Here is a 21,181-nt window from a genome sequence, read left to right as displayed (position 1 = left end):
GGGGTCAGGGGGGTGTGCCCGCCGTTCCGGCCTCGGGCGTCGGGGAGGACGGCGGCGGGGGCGGCGCCGCGGGCGAGTCGCGGGCCGCGGCCCCGCCGCGCAGCCGGCGCCGGGCGGCGTATCCGGCCAGGCCCACGGCGATGAGCAGGGTGCCGCCGTGGAACAGCGGGACGGTCCAGAAGTCGGCGCCGAGCTGGGCGATGCCGGTGAGTCCGACGGCGAGGACGGCGACGGCGACGACCGTGCCGAGGGCGTTGGGCCGGCCCGGCTTGATCGCCGTGGAGCCGAGGAGGGCGCCGACGAAGGCGGGCAGCAGGTAGTCGAGGCCGACGCTCGGGTTGCCGATCTGCTGCTGGGACGCGAGCAGCACACCGGCGAAGCCGACGATCAGCCCCGAGGCGGCGAACGCGTAGACGGTGTACTTGCGGGTCGGGATGCCGACCAGGTCGGCCGCGCGCGGGTTCGACCCGACGACGTACAGGTACCGGCCGAGCGGCAGCCGTTCCAGCACCAGCCAGAGGACCCCCGCGAGGGCGAGTACGTAGAAGGCCGGCACCGGGAGGCCGAGGAACGTGGAGTCGTAGAGGTCGGTGAACGCGGGCGGGAGGCCCTGCGGGCCGGGGACGATCCGGCTGCCGTCGGTGATCCAGCCGGTCACGGCGTACAGCATGCTGCCGGTGCCGAGGGTGGCGATGAAGGAGTCGATGCGGCCGAACTCGACGATGACGCCGTTGAGGACGCCCACGACCAGGCCTCCGGCGGTCACCGTGAGGCAGGCCAGCGGCCAGGGCCAGGACTCGTTGACGATGAGCTGCAGCACCATCACGTGGGCCAGGCCGAGGCCGTAGCCGATGGAGAGGTCGAACGCGCCGGTGACGATGGGGACCATGGCGGCGAGCGCCATGACGGCGGGGATCGACTGGTTGGAGAGGATGGAGTCGAGGGTGTCCAGCGTGGGGAAGGTGCTCGGCAGGGCGAGGGAGAAGACCAGGTAGAGCACGGCGGTGAGGGCGAGCAGCCCGTAGGCGCCGATGTGGTGCCCGCCCGGCCTGCGCGGTCGGGTCCGGGGGCTCTTCATGGGTTCGTCGCGGTGGTGGACGGGGGCATGGCCGAGGCGGCCCGGGTGAGCCCGGCGACGGTGAGCGCCCTGCCGCCGAGTTCGGCCGTCACCGCCCCGCGGACGAAGACCAGGGTGCGCCGGCACACGCTGGCGACCTCCTCGAAGTCGGTGGACAGGAGCAGGACCGCCAGACCTGCCTCCAGGGCCTCGTCGAGCAGGCGGTGGATCGCGGCCTTGGCGCCGATGTCCACGCTCGCGGTCGGCTCCTCCAGGATCAGCAGCCGCAGGTCGGTGCGCAGCCAGCGGCCGATCACGACCTTCTGCTGGTTGCCGCCGGAGAGGGTGGCGACGGGGGTCTCGCTGTCCTGGGGACGGACCGAGAACCGTTCGATCAGAGCGGCGGCCGTGGCGCGTTCGCGCCGGGGGCCGATCCAGCGCGGCGCCGGCACGCCGCCCGCGCGGGGGTTGGCCAGGAGGTTCTCCCGCACGGTCAACTCGGCGAGGCAGCTCTCCCGCAGCCGGTCCCCCGGCACGAACCCCACACCGAGACCGACGGCCTCGGCGACGGTACGGGGGCGATACGACCGCCCGTACAGCACGGCCCGCCCGTCCAGGATCGGCCGGGCGCCGGCGAGGGCTCGGCCCAGGTCCGTGTGCCCGGCGTCGGAGAGCCCGACCAGCCCGAGCACCTCCCCGCCCGCGAGTTCCAGACTGACGGGTCCGGCCAGCGGGGTGCGTACCGAGTCGAGGGTCAGGACGGGGGGTGCGCCTGCCGCCGGGGGCGGGGCCGGAGGTCCGGCGGGGCGGGCGGCGAGGGGTTTCTCCTCGCCGACGATGTCCTGGACCAGGCGGGCCGGACTGTGGTCCGTCAGGCTGCCGTGGCTGACCAGGTGGCCGTCGCGCAGGACGGCGAAGGTGTCGGCGACCTGGTGGACCTCGTCCAGGCGGTGGCTGACGTAGAGGACGGCGTGGCCGCGGTCGCGCAGGTCGTGCAGGACGCGGAAGAGCCGGGCGCTGTCCGTGGCGGGCAGGCGGGCGGTGGGCTCGTCGAGGACGATGAGCTTCGCGCGGGCCGCCAGCGCCCTGGCGATGGCGACCAGCGAGCGGTCGGCGGGCGCGAGCCCGGAGACCGGGGCGTCGGGGTCGAGGTGGGCTGCGACGACGCGCAGGGCGTCGACGCAGCGCGCACGGGTGCGGCGCCAGGAGATCAGCCCGGTCCGGCGGCCGTACCCGGTGGTCAGGGCGATGTTCTCGGCGACCGTCATCCACTCCACGAGACCGAGATCCTGATGGATGAAGGACATGTCGCGGGAGGCGGTGGGACTGCCGAGGGGCTGCCCGTCCACCGTGATCTGCCCCGCGTCGGCGTGATGGACTCCGGCGAGCACCTTGATGAGCGTGGACTTTCCGGCCCCGTTGGGACCGAGGAAGGCGAGCACACTGCCCGCGTACACATCGAGGTCGACCCCGGCCAGCGCGACGGTCCCGCCGAACCTCTTGCTGAGCCCGCGGATACGGACCAAGGGCTCCGGTCCGAAGGGCGAAGCCGCCTTCGCCGGCCTGTCGGGAGCGTCGCGCACTCGATCAAATTACAGCATTTCGGGCATTTCACGAGGTGCTGGGGCTCCGACGGGGTGCTGGGGCTCCGACGGGGCTCTGCGGCTCAAGGGGCCGCGGACGCGTCACGCGGCGTCGAGCCCGCATTCGGCCCAGATGACCTTGCCCTCCGGAAGGTAGCGCGTACCCCAGCTCTGCGAGAGCTGCGCGACGAGGAACAGTCCGCGTCCGCCCTCGTCGGTGCCGGCCGCCCGGCGCAGATGCGGAGCGGTGTTGCTGGCGTCGGAGACCTCGCAGATCAGGGCGTGGCCGTACAGCAGCCGTACCCGGATGGGCCCGGCGCCGTGCCGGATGGCATTGGTGATCAGCTCGCTGAGGATCAGCTCCGCGGCGAACGCGGTCTCCTCGAGCCCCCACTCGGTCAGCCGTCGCGTCGCGTCCGCGCGCACCTCCCCGACGAGTGCCGGGTCGGCGGGCAGCTCCCAGGTGGCGATCCGGTCGGCGTCCAGTGCGTGGACGCGGGCCACGAGCAGGGCGATGTCGTCGTGCGGGTGCGCGGGCGCCACGGTGTCGAGGACCGCCTGGCAGGTGTCCTCGGGTGCGCGCTCCGGGTGGGCCAGGGCGGTGCGCAGCTGCTCCAGGACCACGTCGACGTCACGGTTGCGGTCCTCGATGAGGCCGTCGGTGTAGAGGACCAGCTGACTGCCCGCGGGGAGGTCGACCTCGACCGCGTCGAAGGGCAGGCCGCCGAGTCCGAGTGGGGGCCCGGCCGGGAGGTCGGGGTAGGACACGGTGCCGTCGGGGTGGACGAGCGCGGGCGGCGGGTGCCCGGCGCGGGCCATCAGGCACCGCTGCGAGGTGGGGTCGTAGACGGCGTAGAGGCAGGTCGCGCCGATGACGCCGGCGCCCTTGCCGTCGGGGTCCTCCCGGTCCAGGCGCCCCACGAGGTTGTCGAGGTGGACGAGGACCTCGTCCGGGGGGAAGTCCAGCTCGGCGAAGCTGCGCGCGGCGGTGCGCAGCCGGCCCATGGTGGCCGCGGAGAGCATGCCGTGGCCGACGACGTCGCCGACGAGGAGCCCCACGCGGGCACCGGAGAGGGGGATGACGTCGTACCAGTCCCCGCCCACGTCGGACTCGGCGGGCAGATAGCGGTGGGCGACCTCGACGGCGTCCTGGTCGGGCAGACCGTGCGGGAGGAGGCGGCGCTGGAGGGCCAGGACCATGGTGCGTTCATGGGTGTAGCGGCGAGCGTTGTCGATGGACAGGGCGGCGCGGGTGGCGAGCTCCTGGGCCAGCGAACAGTCGTCGTCGCCGAAGGAATTCCCGGCGCGGTAGAAACTGGCGATGCCCAGGAGGACACCGCGGGCGAGCAGCGGCACCGCGATGAGGGAGTGGACGTGGGCCAGCAGGCGCGCGGTGTGCTCGGGGTCCTGGGCGAGCCAGCCCGCGGCGGCCTTCAGGTCCGGTTCCAGCACCGCCTCGCCGCTGTTCAGGCAGCGCAGCTGGGGCGAGGTCGGGCCGAAGTCGACGCGCTTGCCGGGCGGGGTGAAGGGCAGGCCCTCGCGTACGCCGTGGAGCACCGTGCGGCGCAGGTCGGTGAGGGGGTCGGCGGACTCCTCGCCGCGCAGGACGGCGTCGGGCAGGTCGATGGTGACGAAGTCGGCCAGTCGCGGGACCGCCGTCTCGGCCAGTTCCTCGGCCGTGCGGCGCACGTCCAGGGTCGTGCCGATGCGGGCACTGGCCTCGGACAACAGCTCCAGCCGCCGACGCGCCGCCAGGGCATAGGCCCCGACATGCGGCTCCCCCAGCATCACGAGCCCTCGGGCCGGGAAGGGTGCTTCGGCGCGATCGTCCCCGGCGTCGCGGTGCCAGTCGACGCCGGCGTCGCGGCCGCCGTCAGCCCTGGCGTTGCGGTCCCCGTCGGCCGCGACGGCGTCGCCCGGCTCGCCAGTGCCGGTCCTGCCGGGTTCGGCCATACCGGTCTCCCCGAGCCCCGCGGCGCCCCGATCACCGTCAGCCACCGCAGCATCGCCCAGCCCGCCCGCGACGGCCTCGCCAGCTCCAGCCGTACCGGTCTCCCCGAGCCCCGCGGCGCCCCGACCACCGTCAGCCACCCCAGCATCGCCCAGCCCGCCCGCGACGGCCTCGCCAGGCCCGGCCATGCCGGTCTCCTCGAACCGGGCGGCGGCGCCCCGATCACCGTCGGCAGTGACACCCCCGCCGGGCTTCCCGGCTCCCCGGCCGCCGTCGGCCGCGAGAACCGGGCCGGGCACGGCGGCGGGGTGGCCGGACGGGAGGGTGATCGAGGGCCGGGCGGGCAGCGGGGCGGCCGGGAGGGCGGCAAGGCCCGGCAGCTCGTCGACCCGCTGCGGGAGCAGGAGGGACCCGCTCGCCGAGGAGTCGTGCGGCACTGCCTCGATGGCGACGCCCTGCACCCCGGACGCACTCGTCATCGGGCGGCTCACGAGCGTCACCCGCCGGCCGTCGGGCAGGGTCACGTCTACGGCGGCCCGCTGCGCACGGGAGATCAGCTCGGCGGCCTTCTCCCGCAGGACCTCCTGGTCACGGGGGTGGAAGTCGCGCACCGGCGCACTCGTCACGGGGCCGCCGCGCAGGCCGACGGCCCCGGCTCCAGCTCCCGCTCCGGCCCCGGCCCCGGCCCCGGCCCCGGTCGCCAGATACGCCCGCAGCAGCGCGCGCTCGTGCGCGGAGCTCTGCCCCAGCAGCCGCCGCTCGATGATCTCGGCCGCCCGGCGGATCGCCGCGGCCAGCGCGGGGCGGTCGAAACCGCGCGGGTAGCCGAAGCACAGGACGCCCTCGATGCGCCCGCTGAGCGGATCGCGGACGGGCAGCGCGACGCAGGCGCTCTGCTGGGCGCGTTCCGCGAAGTGCTCGGCGCCATGGACGCGGATGAGCTGCCGCTCCGCGAGGGCCAGACCGATGCCGTTCGTGCCGGCGACCTGCTCGGCGAACACGAACCCGGGCACCCGCTGGATCGCCGGCAGGTCCCTGGCCATCGCCGGATCCCCGAAGCGGCGCAGCAGAACCGTCCCGTTCCCATCCGCGACCGAGATGTTGACCTTGCTGCCGGAGAAGACGGACTGCAGCCGGTCCAGCACGGGAACGGCCGCGCGGACGATACGGCCCCCCAGGTCGAAGTCCTCCCGGTAGGGGAGGTCGGACTCGTCCGGCGACAGGCCCAGGGACCGGCAGCGCTGCCACGAGTTCAGGATGGACGTCCGTACGCCCGCCTCGACGGACTCGCCCTGGAGAAACCGCTCGCGAGGGCGGGCGGGCCCCGTGCCGTCAGTCGCACGCCCCGCCGGCTTGGGTTCCTCGCCGGACCGAACCACGCTTCGCCTCACCTGCGCCTGCGATGAATCCGCTCATCGGAAAGAATCGTGCATTGATGAGGATACGGGCATTGCGGGCATGAGTCACGATTCGCTTGGCCCGTCAGGGCGGGCGGCACCTGGCCCAGGAAGTCGGCAGTCCAGGATCTCGCGGGCTTCCTTCCTGCGGGAGCGGCGGGGGTGCCGGTCAGCGGCGGGAACAGAGTGGTTCCCCCAGGGCACCAGGGGCGACGCTGAAGTACCCCGTCAAGGTGGGGGCCTCCAGAATGACCCGCCCTTCCCCCCAGTCGTTATGGAGTTCAAGGTTCCCGCCTGTTCGCGGATCTCTTGGCGACGCAGCTCGGCAAGCCGGTGCTCACTCGCGCTGTCTCGCGCCGCCGGGGGGCCTCATACGGCCGGTGCGGTCCTTGTGCGACAGGCCGTCGCCGCCCTGTCTGCTGCGATCGCAGTAGACGAAAGAGTCTGCGTACGGCCAACGACGAGAGACGGGAGGACTGCGAGCGTTCGTGTGGGCCGAGATCGTCGGCCCACACGCACATGGCAGTCCCCTCGAAAGGCTCGTCGATGTCCCCTCTCGCCCGCTGGTGCCACCGGCACCGGCTCGCCGTCATCCTGGTCTGGGTGGGCCTGTTGCTCGCTCTCGGCGCCGGAGTCGGTGCGGCCGGCAGCGCCTTCGGCAACAGCCCGATCTCGCAGGACACCGACTCGGCCAAGGCGACGGCACTGCTCCAGCAGGCCTCCGACAGTGCGGCGGGCAAGAGCGGCCGGGTGGTCTGGCAGGTGAACGGCGGTGAGGTCACCGAGCCCGCCGCCGAGCAGGCGATGACCCAGACATTGAGGCAGATAGCCGGGGCACCGGGTGTCGCCGCGGTGACCAGCCCCTACACGCCGGTCGGCAAGGGGCAGATCAGCAAGGACGGCCGGACGGCCTACGCCTCGGTCGCGTTCGACCAGGATGTGGAGGACGCCCAGGTCGACCACGTGAAGGAACTCGCCACCGACCCGGAGTCGGAGGCCCTGCACATCGCACTGAACGGGCAGGCCTTCACCGTCAACCCGGAGCCGAACGCGGTCGCCGACGCCATGGGCATCGTGCTCGCCTTCATCGTGCTGCTGTTCGTCTTCCGGGCGGTCTGGGTGGCGGCGCTGCCCATCATCACGGCCATCGTCGGCGTCGGCACCTCCGCGGTCGCGGTGATGCTGCTCAGCCACGTCATCACGCTCTCCGACACCACGCTGACACTGGGTTCGCTGATCGGTCTGGGCGTGGGCATCGACTACGCCCTGTTCATCGTCAACCGGCACCGCGCCAACCTCATGGCGGGCATGGGTGTCACCGAGTCGGTCGCGAAGGCCCTCAACACCTCGGGCCGGGCCGTGGTGTTCGCCGGACTGACCGTCGTGGTCGCGCTGCTGGGCATGCTCACCCTGAACGTCGGCATCATCAACGGCATGGCGATCGGCGCGGCCGTCACCGTCGTCCTGACCGTGCTGGCCGCCATCACCCTGCTGCCCGCGCTGCTGGGCATGATCGGCCCGCGCGTCCTCAGCAAGAAGGAGCGCCACGACATGACCGGGCAGGCGCGCCGCCCGTCCTCCGGGCATACGGGGCTGTGGCCCCGGTGGGCCGAGCGCGTCCAGGCTCGGCCCAAGACCGTGGGTGTCATCGCGCTGGCCGTGCTCGCGGCGCTCGCGCTGCCGACGCTGTCGCTGCGTCTGGGCGCGTCCGACGACGGCAACCTGCCGACGACCTCGACGAACCGCCAGGCCTACGACATGATCGCGGACGGGTTCGGACCCGGCTTCAACGGCCCCCTCGTCCTCGCCGTCCAGGCGCCCACCGCCGCCGACAAGGCCGCCGAGGCGAAACTGGTCACCGCTCTCCAGCAGGTCGACGGCGTCGCCAGTGCCGGAGCCGCGCCCATGAAGGAGGGGCAGACCGTCGGTGTGATCCAGGTCGTCCCGACCACCTCGCCGCAGTCGGAGGCCACCTCCGACCTGATCCACCACCTGCGTGACGACGTGATCCCCGCAGCGGTACAGAGCACGTCGATGAAGGTCTACGTGGGTGGTGTCACCGCGAGCAACGACGACTTCGCCTCGGTCCTGATGGGCAAGCTCCCGATCTTCGTGCTGGTGATCGCCGCCCTCGGATTCCTGCTGCTGACCGTCGCCTTCCGCAGTCTGCTCATCCCGGCGGTCGGCGCGCTGCTGAACATCCTCAGCATCGGCGTGGCCTTCGGCGCGATCGTCGTCGTCTTCCAGTACGGCTTCGGCGCCGGACTGCTCGGGCTCGGCGCAGCCGGACCGATCGAGTCGTTCGTGCCGATCCTGGTCGTCGGCATCATGTTCGGCCTGTCCATGGACTACCAGGTCTTCCTGGTCAGCCGGATGCGCGAGGAGTGGGCGCACACCGGCGACAGCCACCGCGCGGTCCGGGTCGGGCAGGCCGAGACGGGCAAGGTGATCGTCGTCGCCGCCACCATCATGGTCTGTGTCTTCGGTTCCTTCGTGTTCGGCGGCATGCGGGTCATCTCCGAGTTCGGCGTCAGCCTCGCCGTCGCCGTCGCCGTGGACGCCCTGCTGATCCGCATGGTCGTGGTGCCGGCGCTGATGCACCTGTGCGGGCGCGCCAACTGGTGGCTGCCCCGCCGCCTGGACCGGGCGCTGCCCAACGTGTCCGTGGAAGGCCCCGCCGACGAGCCCGTGCCCCCGCCGCACACCGTGCGGGAGCCGGAGACCTCCGGCCTGGCCCGCTGACCGTCAGCACGACGGACCGACATCGCACGCGGGCCGGTGGAAGGCGGGTGACCTCGCCTTCCACCGGCCGCCGCTGCTTAGAGTGAGGGGATGGAACTGCCCATGGTGTGGCAACAGTGGCTGGCCCGTCATGACCGGATCCGAGACGCGCTGCCCGCGGTGCCTCTGGTCGTGATCGCCGCGGCGGCCACCGCTGTCGGCAAGTCCTCCTGGCACGAGCCGCGTTGGGACGAAGTGGTGTGGACGGCGCTGTCCTGTGTTCCGCTGGCGTTCCGGAGCCGCTGGCCACTGGGGATCGCCCTGTTCACGGTGGCGGGCGACCTCACGCTGATGGCCGTCGCCTCGCACATCGCGCCGACCCCGGCGGCGAGCCTGATCGCCCTGTACACCCTCGCCCTCCTCGGCAGCCGACGCACCGCGTGGACTGTCGGGGTGGCTGCGGCCGTGGCCATCACCGGTGTCTACGCCGCCACTCACGCGGAGTCCGTGGTGGCGGGGGCCAGTCTGCTGCGGCTGGACTTCGCGATCGCGGCCACCACGCTGGGCCGTGCCGTGCGCAGCCGCCGTGAGAACCTCACGGCGGCCAGGGCACGCGTGGAGCGCGCCGAGCGCATGCAGGAAGTGGAGGCCAGGCGCCGGGTCACCGAGGAACGCGTGCGCATCGCGCGCGATCTGCACGACGTCGTCGCCCACCACATCACCCTCGTCAACGCCCAGGCCGGCGTGGCGCACCATCTGATGCGCGCCAACCCCGAGCAGGCGTACGAGGCGCTGGCCCACATCAAGGACAACAGCCGCGCCGCGCTCGACGAACTGCGCGCCACCGTCGGCCTGTTGCGTCAGCCTGATGACGCGCCGGGCTCGCGGGCCCCCATTCCGCGCCTGGTCGATCTCGACGCCCTCGTCGGCGGGTTCGAGGCGAGCGGGCTTTCCGTGTGCGTGACGCGGACCGGAGATCCCTGCGCACTGGCGCCGGCCACCGAGCTGACCGCCTACCGGATCATCCAGGAAGCGCTCACCAACACCCACAAGCACGCCTCGGCGACCCGGACCGAAGTCGTCCTCGACTACGGCGCGCACGCGCTCCGGGTCACCGTGACGGACGACGGACGCCCCGGCGCCACCAAGGGCGCGGGCACCGGCCACGGTCTGATCGGTATGCGCGAACGGGCCGTCGCCATCGGCGGTACCGTCACCGCCGGCCCGCGTCCCCGAGGCGGCTTCCAGGTCATCGCCGAGCTGCCGCTCTCGCTCTCCCCCGCAACCGCCTGACACCCCCGTGAGGAACCACCGCACATGACCGTTCGCATCCTGCTCGCCGACGACCAGGCCCTGCTCCGCGGCACCTTCCGGCTGCTCATCGACGCACAGCCCGACATGGACGTCGTCGCGGAGGCCTCCAACGGGCGGGAGGCGGCCCGGCTGGCCCGGTCCGAGCGCGCCGACGTCGTGGTGATGGACATCCGGATGCCCGAGGTCGACGGCATCGAGGCGACCCGGCTGATCGCCCAGGACGAGGACCTGGCCGGGGTCAAGGTCCTCGTCCTGACCACCTTCGAGGAGGACGACCTCGTCATCGAGGCCCTGCGGGCCGGGGCGAGCGGATTCCTGGGCAAGGGAGTCGAACCGGCACAACTGCTCGACGCCGTCCGCCTGGTGGCCGCCGGAGAGGCGCTGCTCTCCCCGACGGCCACCAAGGGCCTCATCTCCCGTGTCCTCGCCCAGCCCTCCCCCGGCGACCTCGTCGACGCCACGCGGCTGGCCACCCTGACCCCCCGGGAACGGGAGGTGCTGACACTGGTGGGCTCCGGCCTCGCCAACGACGAGATCGCCGAACGCCTCTTCGTCACGCCCGTCACCGTCAAGACCCACGCCAACCGCGCCATGGCCAAACTCGGCGCCCGCGACCGGGCCCAGCTGGTCGTCATCGCCTACGAGACCGGCCTGGTGCGCACGGGGGAACGGCACAGCTGAGGCACCGCCCAGGACGATCTTGCTCAGCCCAGGAAACTCAGTCGAACCTGACGGTTGGGATTGTCCTTATCGGTGTCCGCCAACCTCCGCAAGGACAACCCCGCCCCGACTCACCAGCGCAAGCGCTCCGCGCGAGTGAGGCTTGGCATCGATCCATCAGGAAGATCATGGACCAGAGTGCTCGTGAGACGTGCCGTCCGTCGACAGGCAACCGAGTCATTCGCCGGCGAACCCGGGCAGCCACACGTCGATGACGCCCGCGAGTTCCTCTTGGCCGTTGAAGATGTGCCCGTTCATGCCGACGGCTTGCGCCGCGCGGACGTTCTCCTCGCGGTCGTCGATGAAGAGGAAGTCGGCGGGTTCGGCGTGCAGGGCGGTGACGCAGCGTCGGAAGGCGGCCGGGTCGGGCTTGGCCGCACCGATCTTGCCGGAGAAGGCGACATGGTCGAGGTCGTGCAGCCAGGACTGGGCGGCGAGGAAGACGTCCGCGTGGTCCGCGGGGATGTTGGACAGCAGGGCGACCCGGGCGCGGTCTCGCAGGTTCTGCACGTAGGTGACCATGCGTTCGTCGACGCGGGACCAGCTGTCGATGTCGGTGAGCCGTAGCTCTTCGATCGTGTCGGCGTCGGCGGAGTGGGACAGCGCTTGCAGTACGTCGGTCCAGTACGCGGACGCGGTGTGCCGGCCGGCGTCGTAGGGCGGGCGATGGGTCCAATAGGCCGTGGTGAAGGCGTCGAGGGAGGTATGGCAGCGAGCGGCCATCTTCTCCAGGGCGCCCGGGCGTTGGTGGCGGGCGATGACCCCGAAGAGGTCGAAGAGCACGATGCGGCGGCTGTCGGTGGACATGAGGGGCGGATCCCTGGGGGTCTCGAGGGCGTTCGGTTCAGTGCCGGTGGGGCAGGGCGCGGGCGAGTGAGTCGAGTGCGGCCAGGGCGTCGGGACCCGCCGGGGCGAGGACGACGCTGGTCGCGCCCGCCGCGTGGCGGGCGTCGATCGCCGCGCGAGCCTGGGCCGGGGTACCGGCGACGGTCAGCTCACGGACCCACTCGGCGGGCATCGTCCTGGCGAACTGCCGGGCGTCGGAGCTGGCGTCACGGTGTGCGCGCAGTTCGTCGACGAAGGACAGGGGAACGATGTGCGCGGCCCATTCCGGCTCGCCGACCGACTCCAGGGCGGCGCGGACGCGGGCGAGGGCGGCTTCCTCGTCGTCGTCCACGGCGGCGGCATCGTAGACGACGATCTCCCGGGGGTTCGCGGAGGCGGCGGGGCCCAGGTTGCGCAGGGAAGCGGTGATGTAGGCGGGCGCGGCGGGCTCGGCCAGGAGGAGTCCGTCGGCGACCTCGCCCGCGGCTTCCTGCGACTTGGGGCCGCGGACACCGAGGACGACCGGGGGCACGGTGTCAGGGGTCTCGGTGAGGACGACGCCTTCGCAGCGCACGTACCGGCCGTTCTCGGGGCCGGGCTCACCGGCGATGAGCAGGCGCAGCGCGGTCGCGTACTCCTTGATCAGCGTCAGAGGGCTGGCGGGCCAGGATCCGGCCTGGCGCATCCAGCCCGGCATGCCGTGGCCGATGCCCGCGATGAGTCGGCCGGGGTGGAGCTGGGCGAGGGTGGCCAGTTCCATCGCGGCGAAACCAACGTTGCGGGCGCCGGCGGGCATGATGCCGATCCCGACGGTGAGGTTCGTGGTGGAGGCCAGGACGGTGGCAGCCTGGGCGACACCACCGCGCCAGCCGAGGTCCTCCACCACCCAGACCTGGTCGAACCCCAACTCCTCGGCCCGCCGGGCAAAGGGCAGCACCTCGCGGACGGAGAGATCGCGGGGCAGCATGACACCGACACGGCCGCGGGCGGGGTGCGTGTGGGACTCGGACATCGGGGGCTCCTTCGGTCGGCTGAGGGCCCCCGGCCATGACGACCGGGGAGCAAGGAGCTTGTGCGGCACGGTTGTCAGGGACCGTGCCGCACAAGCGGTCAGTGAACGCCGGCAGCCATCTCGCGCCGGCGGGCGCGATCGGATTCCGTGCGCAGGACGCGGGCGCCCACGGCGGTCGTCACGCACAGCAGGGTCAACAGCACGAAGGCGTGGTTGAGGGCGACGAGTCGGGTCAGCCAGCCGATCACGGCGGGGCCGGCGAGCATGCCGACGTAGCCGAGTCCTGCGACGCGGGAGACGTTGGCGCCGGCAGCGGAGGGGTCCACGTGCCCGGCCGCACTGAACAGCTGCGGGACGCAGCCGGACAGGCCCAGGCCGAACAGTGCCCAGCCGGTGAACGCGGCCCACATCCACGGGCCGAGGGCCACGAGTGTGATGCCGACGGCGGCCATGGCCGCGCCGTAGCGCAGGATCGCCAGGGAACCGAACCGGGTGACGCAGCGGTCGGCGAGCAGCCGGCCGATGGTCATGGTCGCGGCGAAGGTGCCGTACGCGAAGACCGCCGTGCCGGCGGGCGCACCCAGGACGTCCTTCATGTGCAGGACGCTCCAGTCGTGGGCGGCGCCTTCGCACAGCATGGCCATCAGCGCCAGGACGGCCAGCAGCCAGACCCGGCCCGTGGTGTCGCCGGGCTCGACGGCCGATGACGTCCCGGTCTCCGGCGCGGAGCCCGGGCTCTCGACGGCGGGAGCGGCAGGCAGCAGGGCACGCGCCGAGGCCAGGGCGATCACGACGCCCACGGCACCCATCGCGGCCATGGCCGCCGCCGGGTTCAGCCCGACGCTCGCCGCGCCCGCTCCGGCGAGCGCGGCGAGGACACCGCCCACGGAGAACGTGGCGTGGAAGCCGGACATGACGGGCCGGCCGTACGCCTTCTCCACATGCACGGCGTGGGCGTTCATGCTCACGTCCAGGCAGCCGTTGCAGAGCCCGAAGACCAGCAGCGCGCCGGCCAGCGTCCACGGATCGTGTGCGAGACCGGGCAGGAACAGCGTGGCGCCGCAGAGTACTCCGCCGACGGGTACCACGACTCGGGTGCCGAGGCGGTCGGTCAGAGGCCCCGCTACCCGCATGCCTGTGAAGGCCCCGAGCCCGAGCACCACCAGCAGGCCGCCGAGCGCGGCGTGGCTGATGCCCACGCGTTCCTGGATCGCGGGGATGTGCACCACCCAGGTGCCCAGCAAGGTGCCGTACAGGATGAAGTAGACATAGGTCGCCACACGGGCGGATCGCAGGGGATGGTCCATGCCGACCAGCCTAACGAACATTTTTCATGTTCGAAAACCGGGATAACGGACAGCTTTGCTGTTCATTTTCCGGTGGTGTTCAATCGCGGTATGAGCAACGCAGACCGGCACGGGCTGATCGCGAAGGCCGTCAGGGACTCCGGAGGTGCCACGGTCCAGGAACTCGCGGAACTGACCGGCGCCTCGGAGATGACCATCCGGCGCGACCTCGACACCCTCGCCGCCCAGGGCGTCCTCGAACGCGTCCGCGGAGGGGCACGCACCCTGCTGCTGCGGGGTGAGGAGCCCCCCTTCGCGCTGCGCGCCCGTGAGGGTGTCGACGCCAAACGCCGGATCGCCGCCGCGATCTCCGCACTCATCACCGACGGCGAGTGCGTCCTGCTGGACAGCGGCACCACGTGCCTGGAGGTAGCCCGCCTCCTGCGCGAGCGGCCCGTCACCGTGATGCCCCTGTCGCTGCAGGCCGTCCGTCTGCTCGGCGAGACTCCCGGCCCGGCCACCCTGGTCGTGCCCGGCGGACAGCCCCGCGCCGCCGAAGGAGCCCTCACCGGCCCCCTCACCCTCGCCTCCCTGGCCGCCCTGCGCTTCGACACCGCCGTCATCGGCTGCTGCGGGCTGACCGCGGCCGACGGGCTGACCGCCTACGACCTCGACGACGCCGCGGTGAAGAAGGCGGGCATCGCCTCCGCCCGCCGCGTCATCGCCGCCGCCGACGGAAGCAAACTCGGCCACACCGCCTACGCCTACGTCGGCCCCGCCGCCCTCCTGCACACCCTGGTCACGGATATCACCGCCGCCGCCGGGGAAGTCACCGCACTCCAAGACGGCGGCACCATCGTCCAGACCGTCTGACAGACCGGTGGTACTCGTCCTCTCGCTCGTCCGTGATGTACGCGGGGATCGGGAAGCTCACCCCACCTGCTCCTCCAGTCCGGCGTCGGACCGACCGACGAACTGACCGCGGGAGGGGTCACCCCCTTGCACGACCTGCCGGACCTCGGCAGGAACATGCAGGACCACACCGGGTGCTTCATCAGCTTCTTCAGCTCCAGCGATGACGTCCCCGCCCCGGACATCCAGGTCCATGCCGCACTGGGCATCGTCCGTGACGAGGGTCTGGCCGCGCCGCTCGAGCCCGGAATGTCGTTCGTCCTTACGTCGCACGGCCCGCGAGCCGCGGCTCGGTGCGGCTGTGTGCACGGGCTGGAGACCGCACGCCAACTTGCTCGACAGCAGGGACGCGGTGCCCCGGCGGGACGTAGGCGCCGCGTCCGAGCGTGTCAACGAGCCGCTGGGGCAGGCATCACGAGCCGCGGTGCGGGGTGTCCCGGACGAGTCGCCAGTCCTGCGAGCCGTCTCCGGCCGCGCTCTGGAGGGTCAGCGGCCCTCCCGCGGTCGCGCCGGTGAGATACAGACCGGTGTTCTTGACCGACTGGAGCTTGTAGGAGCCGTCGGCGTTCTTGACGAGGTTCCAGCTGCCCGTGGGGCTGTCGTCGACCCACTGACCGATCCGCTGGCCGGCGGTGGCGCTGCCCGTCCAGATGGCCGCCGCGCGTCCGCCCGACTTGTTGATCAGCGTCGTACCGCCCTTCGGCTCGGTCACCACGTGCCAGTACTGGGTGTCCGGGTTCGCCGCGGCGCCGGTGTCCTCCAGGACCACGTCGGGGACGTTCCCGTTGCCGATGTTCGCGTCGTTGGTCCTGTTGCCGGTGCCGATCACCTGGCCGGACTTGCGGTTCACCAGCCGGTAGTAGGCGCCGTCCGAGTCGCCGCGGTCGACCTCGGCGTAGGCGATCTGGGACGTGCCATGGTTGTTGAGGATCGCGACGCGGCCGGTGCCCTCGACGTACTGGAGGTTGCGGCTGTAGCCGGGCTGCGAGGTCGTCTGGTACTCCGTCCACACGCCGTCGCTGCGTCCGCTCTCGTTGACCCAGACGTTGCCGCTGTTCGCCGCGTTGTAGACCAGGCGTCCGTCGGGCAGTCGGATGAGGACCGGGCTGCCGCCGCCCGAGAGCGGACGGGAACCGGCCGTGACGGGCAGTGAGCCGACGGACATGCCGGTCTGGGTGCCGCGGAAGAACTTCAGCGGGTCGTCGGCGATCACGTACCTGGTGTTGGCCCCGCCGCCCCAGTACTCGAACGTGAGCATCCACTTGCCGTCGGTCGTGCGGACGACGTTGGTCATGCCGGGCCGGCCGCCGCCGATCTCCGTCTTGCCGTCTCCCATGTCCTGGACCGATCCGGCGACGTCGACGACGGCGTCGCTCCACTTCGCGGCGCTGCCGTCCCACGTGCGGTGCGCGAGGATCTGGCCGTGCGAGTCGGTGGCGGTGCCGTTCGCGGGGTCCGGCTTCGGGACGCCGGTGTTCCGGTTGAAGCCGACGTAGTCGTTCTCGTCGGAGTAGTAGCAGACCAGCTTGCCCTTGTGGAGCATCAGGTACGGCTCCCAAAGAGGATCGACCTGCTTGGCCTTGTTCGCGTCGGCGATGTTCCGGCCGATGGCACCCGCGCTGCCGCCCTGCCAGCCGCCCGTCGCGACGATGTTGAGGACCTTCCAGGTCCTGCCCTCGTCGGTGCTGGAGTACAGGGCGATCGCCATGTCACTGCGGTCACCGTCGTTGTTCGGCGCCCAGCCGGGGTCGGCCGCCTTGTGCTCCGTGTAGTAGGCGTCATCTCCTGACACGACGCTCGCCAGGAGCAGGGTGCCCGACTTGAGCTTTCCGACCTTCTGCGGAAGCGCGTAGAGGTACGGGTTCGTCCAGTTGCTCGTGTACTTGGCGTACTTGGGGTCCTTCGACAGGTACGCGGGTGCCTTGACCTCGGACAGCGTCTGCCAGCTCGTACCGTGGTCGTCGCTCTTGTAGACGGGCAGGGTCTGGCCGTCCGCGCTCCCCGACTCGGGCACCACGGTGGATTTCTCGAACGAGGCGACCAGACGCCCGCCGGGCAGCTGTGCCGTCTTCGGGTAGACCGCGCAGTTGCCCCGGCTCTTCAGGCACGGCTCGCTGCCGAGCTGGTAAAGGGTCCCGCCCGTCGGGTTGTACGCCTGCGCGCTTCCGGCGGGTATCGCCAACAGCGCGGAGGCCGCGGCGAAGGTCCCCAGGGCTCTGGCCGTCCTGGTTCTTCTGGTGACCCCTTTCGGGGACGACCACGGTGCGGCTCGGTTCATCGGTGGTGTGCCTCCTTCTCATCGGTTGCTGCGACGAAGACGCGCACGTCCCACGCGCCGAGTTGAACGGACGCACCGGCCGGGAAGGTTCTGGACCTGCTGGACTCCCGCCCAGGCGAAGGACGAGGGGAGGCAGAGGCCGGCAGCGGCATGCCGGGGGAAACGCGAACAGAACGAAGCGTGGGGACCGGTGACCGCGGACGTCAGGGTGACCGAGCCGGGAAACGGGCGCGTGGCCTCGCCCTCAGGCAGCCGGAGGGGCGTGCGCCTCGCCGGTCGGGGGGTGCTCGGTATGGTGCACCGCCGGGCCCGACCCGGCCCGGGCCGGTGGCGGCGCGGTGGAGGAACGGACGACGAGGTCGACGGGTTGCCCTTGTGCCATCGGCAGCGCCGCCTCCGGATTCTCGATGGCGTGGACGAGCAGCCGCAGGCCCTCGTCGGCCACCGCGTCGAACGGCTGGCGCACCGTCGTCAGGGGCGGTCGGACGTAGGCGGCCAGCGGGATGTCGTCGAAGCCCACCACGCTGACGTCCTGGGGCACCCGCAATCCGGCCTCGGTGAGGGCGCTGATCAGGCCGACGGCCATGTCGTCATTGGCGGCGAAAACCGCAGTGAGGTAGTCCCTGGCTGCCAGTCCACGTCCCGCCGCGTACCCGGACGCGGCGGACCAGTCGCCCTTGGCCACCGGGGGCTGCTCACGGCCACGCGCCGCGAGCGCCTGCCGCCAGCCCGCCAGCCGGTCCCGGGCGGCGAACCACCGCTCGGGGCCCGCGAGGTGATGGACCGTCTGGTGTCCCAGGTCCAGCAAGTGATCGGTGGCGGCTCTGGCCAGCGCCTCGGAGTCGACCCCCGCGGCGATGGTCCGCTCCCCCGTGCGGGCACCGGCCGGCGCCCCGAGGACGAGCAGCGGAACCTCCGACGCGAGCGGCTCGGCACCCTCGTCGATGGGCTCCGACACGACGATGCCGTCCACACCTCGCTCCAAGAGTGACTGCACGGCGCCACCGACGCCGCCCTGATCACCTTCGAGGGTATTGACCACGCTCAACGCGTATCCGGCGTCCCGCGCCGCCCGCTCGACACCGAGGAGCAACGAGGCGGGACCGTACAGGGCGGTTCCCAACGCCACCACGCCGATGGTCCGGGACCGCCCCGAGGCGAGGGCCCGCGCCGCGTTGTTCAGCCGGTAGCCGAGACGGTCGGCCGCCTCCAGCACACGGCGTTGCACGTCCACCGAGACGTATCGCTCGCCGTTGAGGACCCGTGACACCGTCTTCTGGGAGACGCCCGCAGCTCTGGCCACGTCGACGCCTCGCGGCGCGGCGGGACCGCCGTCCCGCCCCCTTGCTCGCGTCATGGCGTCTCCCGGTGTGCGGTGGACGGATCGGATCGTGGGGACGGCCTCGGTCGCCCGCCGGTTCGCCGGGTGACTGCGCTGTCATGACTGCGCAGACATATCTACGCAGTCGAGCGCACCGCGTCAAGACTTCGCGCGAGGCCGGCTTCTTCGCGCCCCATGGAGGCAGTGGAGTGCAGCAGACCGCTGGGCGGTTTGGGCGTCAGACAACACGCAAGGTAGGGAGAATCAGCAGCCACGCTCAGGACGATCTTGCACGGTGTCCGAGGCCGGAGGAGGGTCATGGGGATTGAGCTGGAACTGCACTCTGGGCGACCAACGCGGAAGGGACGGCCGATACCGATCGCGCGCGCCGTCCGACGTGCTTGTCCGGGTCCCAGAACCGCCGCATGCGCTCCAGGCGATGGTCGATCAAGGAGGTGAAGACCGGCTACCGGAGCGGAAGCCCGTTCTGGGCCCGGCCGGACGAGCCGCGTACCGCGTTCGATCCCACGCAGACCACGTTGACCGAGCGGCGCCCTGGCGAAGGTCCGGGAGCTTCGAGAGCTGGGTCCGAAGGAGGCGAAGCAGCTGGGGCTGGAGTCGATCAGCGAGCGGACGCTTCGGCGCATGGTGCCCCGGTCCCTCGCCGAACGCCACCCGCTGCTCTGTGCTGCCCTCCCGGACAGCGACGGCGTACTGCACGCCCGGTGGTGACCTGGTTCGCGCGCCGGGCGAGCCAGCAGGCGCTGTGCATCGAAGCCAGGCCAACCATCATGCAGGTGGTTGCGGATCAGCAGTGCCCAGGAGTCTGATGCGTAAGCAGGCGGCCCAGGTTGATCGTCGCGCGCTGGAGCTTCGCATCGTGGGGCGGGTTGAGGCCGGCGTTGGTGACGTAGAGCTGCTTCCCGCGCACCGCGGTGGAGGTGGGCGAGGCCAGGCCGTTCGAGACGGTCAGAACGGTCTTGGTGGTGCCGTTGGGGTAGACCACGGTGATCTTGTCTGCCGGGTCGTTCTGCGCGGCGAATACCACGTCGGAGTGCTCGTTGAGGAAGCTGAAGTCGTCGACGTTGGCGAGAGCGTGAGTCATGGTGTGGATCCGGCCGGGGGTGCCGTCGGCGGTGACCGGGATCCTCAACAGCGTTGCCTTGTTGAAGTTGGTGACCCAGACCGCGCCGTTGTGGAAGCGCACGCCGTTCACGCCCAGCTTGAGGGTGGCGTCCGCGTCGGAGTCGAGGGCCGGGTCGTTCAGCCACACGGTGGCCCGGCCGCCGGAGGCGGGCACGGCCCAGATGGTCTTGCTGAGGCTGTCGGCGGCGTACAGGGTCCGGCCGGCCGCGTCGAGGGCCAGGCCGTTGGGGAGCCCGTCAGTGGGCAGTGCGGCCAGTCGCTGGGGGCTGCCGCCCGCGGGAAGCCTCCACACGCCGGAGCGGGAGGCGTTCTCGGACTGCACGTTGTAGTAGGCGGTGCCGTCGCTGCCGCGTGTGTTGCCGGTGATGCGATCGCCTGCATGGCCGGTGGCGAGCGTGGTGCGGTGTCCGGACGGCGTGAGCTTCACCAGGGTCGGCGCCTTGTTTGCCACGGATCCCAGCATGGAGAGCGTCACGGTGTTGTCCGGGTTGGCGGTGATGTTCTCGGGCGCGTCGCCGGAGGCGTAGTCGAACGCGGACACCGTCTTCACATGGGTGACGACCGGCTGTGTCGGTGCGTGGCCGGTGGTGGCGGATGCGGACGGGACCGAAATGAGGGTGGCCGCCGTCACGGCGACCGCTACGGCATAGGTGGTGAACCGCTTGTTCATGGAAGTAACTCCTGGTCAGGGGCTTTTGCCGGGTGCCAAGTCGTAGGTGTCGGTCCGGCTCGGGAGCAGGCGGGGGTCTGCGCTCAGCTGTCCGAGCCGCTGAGGCGGAAGTCGGGGTCGGGACCGCCGCGTTCCCCGCTGTCGATTGCGTCGATCGCGGTGACCTCGTCGGCCGATAGCTGGAAGTCGAAGACGTCGAAGTTCTCCGCGATGCGGTGCGCCTTGACGGACTTCGGGATGGCGGACAGGCCGTGTTCGAGGTGCCAGCGCAGGATGACCTGGGCCGGAGTCTTGCCGTGCCGGGCGGCGAGCTCGGTGATGGCCGGGTGCTCGAGGGGGTTCCTGGCCTTGTTCCGGCCGCCTTCCCAGTAGACGTTCACCCCGCCGAGCGGCGACCAGGACTGGGTGACAACGCCGTGTTCGGCATCGGCCGCCCGCACCTCGCGCTGAATGAAGTACGGGTGCAGCTCCACCTGGTTCACCGACGGTGCCGCGTCCGTGCGCTCGATCAGGCTGCGCAGGTGGGCGGGGGCGTGGTTGCACACGCCGATGGCCCGCACGCGACCCTCTGTCAGGAGCTTCTCGACGGCCTTGTAGGAGGCGACCGTGGCATCGAATGCGGAGGGAACCGGCCAGTGCAGGAGATACAGGTCCAGGTAGTCCAGACCGAGCTTGCCCAGGCTGGTGTCGAAGGCGCGCAGCGCGGAGTCGTATCCGTAGTCGTCCAGCCACAGCTTGGTGGTGACGAAGACCTCGCTGCGCGCGATGCCGGAAGCGGCGATGCCCTCGCCGACTTCCCTCTCGTTACCGTAGGCGGCAGCGGTGTCGATCAGGCGGTAACCCTGCCGCAACGCGCTCACCACCGCGGGGGTGGTCTCCTCGGGCGTGCTCTGGAAGACGCCGAGGCCGAGCGCGGGCATGTCGATGCCGTTGTTCAGCGTGATCATCGGGCTCTTGCCAGTCATTGGTGGTCCTTTCATTTCAGGAG

Annotated in this window: 14 protein-coding genes; 4 read left to right on the top strand and 10 right to left on the bottom strand. The window is 71.5% G+C overall.

The genetic code is table 11. From position 1 onward, the window contains the following. Positions 1–4: 4 nt before the first annotated feature. The 3 genes from ACZ6I3_RS08525 to ACZ6I3_RS08515 all read right to left on the bottom strand — a co-directional run bounded on the left by ACZ6I3_RS08525 (position 5) and on the right by ACZ6I3_RS08515 (position 5,970). Entirely contained in the window at positions 5–1,078 is a 1,074-nt protein-coding gene (locus tag ACZ6I3_RS08525; RefSeq protein ID WP_469412868.1) for an ABC transporter permease, read from the bottom strand. Further along, positions 1,075–2,640 carry a sugar ABC transporter ATP-binding protein gene (locus tag ACZ6I3_RS08520; protein WP_469412866.1) on the bottom strand — a complete coding sequence of 522 codons (1,566 nt, stop codon included), beginning with the start codon at positions 2,638–2,640 and terminating at the stop codon, positions 1,075–1,077. Before ACZ6I3_RS08520 ends, ACZ6I3_RS08525 begins: the two co-directional genes overlap by 4 nt. Positions 2,641–2,742: 102 nt before the next feature. Beyond that, positions 2,743–5,970, bottom strand: a complete 3,228-nt coding sequence (locus ACZ6I3_RS08515) for an ATP-binding SpoIIE family protein phosphatase (protein WP_469412865.1) — start codon at positions 5,968–5,970, stop codon at positions 2,743–2,745. Between the two features lie 564 nt (positions 5,971–6,534). Between ACZ6I3_RS08515 and ACZ6I3_RS08510 the strand changes: the two genes are divergently transcribed. From ACZ6I3_RS08510 to ACZ6I3_RS08500, 3 genes are all read left to right on the top strand, one after another. Continuing rightward, on the top strand, positions 6,535–8,730 hold the full coding sequence (locus tag ACZ6I3_RS08510) for an MMPL family transporter (RefSeq protein ID WP_469412863.1): 2,196 nt from the start codon (positions 6,535–6,537) through the stop codon (positions 8,728–8,730). 90 nt (positions 8,731–8,820) lie between these two features. After that, entirely contained in the window at positions 8,821–10,002 is a 1,182-nt protein-coding gene (locus ACZ6I3_RS08505) for a sensor histidine kinase (RefSeq protein ID WP_469412861.1), read from the top strand. 24 nt (positions 10,003–10,026) lie between these two features. Further along, positions 10,027–10,704 (top strand): response regulator, encoded by a 678-nt coding sequence (locus ACZ6I3_RS08500; RefSeq protein WP_469412859.1) that lies wholly within the window; start codon positions 10,027–10,029, stop codon positions 10,702–10,704. A gap of 216 nt (positions 10,705–10,920) precedes the next feature. Here ACZ6I3_RS08500 and ACZ6I3_RS08495 read toward each other — a convergent pair whose 3' ends face one another. The 3 genes from ACZ6I3_RS08495 to ACZ6I3_RS08485 form a co-directional block, all read right to left on the bottom strand. Next, a complete protein-coding gene (locus ACZ6I3_RS08495) occupies positions 10,921–11,550 on the bottom strand; it encodes an HAD family hydrolase (RefSeq protein ID WP_469412858.1) in 630 nt (209 codons plus the stop codon). Positions 11,551–11,587: 37 nt separating this feature from the next. Then, on the bottom strand, positions 11,588–12,580 hold the full coding sequence (locus ACZ6I3_RS08490) for an LLM class flavin-dependent oxidoreductase (RefSeq protein WP_469412856.1): 993 nt from the start codon (positions 12,578–12,580) through the stop codon (positions 11,588–11,590). A 98-nt stretch (positions 12,581–12,678) separates the two neighbouring features. Next, on the bottom strand, positions 12,679–13,887 hold the full coding sequence (locus ACZ6I3_RS08485) for an MFS transporter (protein WP_469412854.1): 1,209 nt from the start codon (positions 13,885–13,887) through the stop codon (positions 12,679–12,681). Positions 13,888–13,977: 90 nt separating this feature from the next. Here ACZ6I3_RS08485 and ACZ6I3_RS08480 point away from each other — a divergent pair, with 90 nt between their 5' ends. Then, the gene (locus ACZ6I3_RS08480; protein WP_469412852.1) at positions 13,978–14,739 is read left to right on the top strand and encodes a DeoR/GlpR family DNA-binding transcription regulator; all 762 of its coding nucleotides are present in this window, start codon (positions 13,978–13,980) and stop codon (positions 14,737–14,739) included. Positions 14,740–15,190: 451 nt separating this feature from the next. Here ACZ6I3_RS08480 and ACZ6I3_RS08475 read toward each other — a convergent pair whose 3' ends face one another. From ACZ6I3_RS08475 to ACZ6I3_RS08460, 4 genes are all read right to left on the bottom strand, one after another. Next, positions 15,191–17,056, bottom strand: a complete 1,866-nt coding sequence (locus ACZ6I3_RS08475) for an RICIN domain-containing protein (RefSeq protein ID WP_469412850.1) — start codon at positions 17,054–17,056, stop codon at positions 15,191–15,193. A 244-nt stretch (positions 17,057–17,300) separates the two neighbouring features. Next, positions 17,301–18,413, bottom strand: coding sequence for a LacI family DNA-binding transcriptional regulator (locus tag ACZ6I3_RS08470; protein WP_469412848.1), 1,113 nt, complete (start codon positions 18,411–18,413; stop codon positions 17,301–17,303). A gap of 772 nt (positions 18,414–19,185) precedes the next feature. Then, positions 19,186–20,193, bottom strand: a complete 1,008-nt coding sequence (locus ACZ6I3_RS08465) for an SMP-30/gluconolactonase/LRE family protein (RefSeq protein WP_469412846.1) — start codon at positions 20,191–20,193, stop codon at positions 19,186–19,188. A gap of 83 nt (positions 20,194–20,276) precedes the next feature. Continuing rightward, a complete protein-coding gene (locus ACZ6I3_RS08460; protein ID WP_469412845.1) occupies positions 20,277–21,158 on the bottom strand; it encodes an aldo/keto reductase in 882 nt (293 codons plus the stop codon). Positions 21,159–21,181 lie beyond the last annotated feature (23 nt).

Source organism: Streptomyces sp. NPDC041940, from assembly GCF_055589465.1.
This window is presented reverse-complemented; position numbering and strand designations above follow the sequence as displayed.